Source organism: Adlercreutzia sp. DFI.6.23 (assembly GCF_024462535.1).
Lineage (GTDB): Bacteria > Actinomycetota > Coriobacteriia > Coriobacteriales > Eggerthellaceae > Adlercreutzia > Adlercreutzia rubneri.
The window spans coordinates 1-327 of record NZ_JANGBP010000320.1; the positions used below are offsets into that span (position 1 = coordinate 1).

The window sequence follows — 327 nt, forward strand, 5'->3', positions numbered from 1 at the left end:
GGAAGAATACCCTCTTCGAGACGCTTTCTCAGAAGCCGCTTGTGCTCCTCGCGCATCGATTCCGATAGAAGCACGACGCCGTAGGCCTCCTCGGGCACGCTGACGATGAGTCCGTCGATGGCCTCCATGTCCACGGCTGCCGCAAAGCGCTTGATGGCGGCGGTCAGATCGGGGTTCGACGTCTTCACCATGTACTCGAAGGGGTGGATCGCGACGCTGCCGCCTTCGCCATCCGGCAGCCGATAGCACGAGACGTTCGTTCCGAAGGCGTCCTCGCGCTCGGCCTCTTCGTCGCCCAGGAGACGCGCCGCCACACTCGGACTGCGC

Annotated in this window: 1 pseudogene; it reads right to left on the reverse strand. The window is 64.2% G+C overall.

The features are described 5' to 3' along the window. Positions 1 to 314: pseudogene (locus NE591_RS13545) on the reverse strand (CtkA family protein); the annotation flags it as partial. Positions 315 to 327 lie beyond the last annotated feature (13 nt).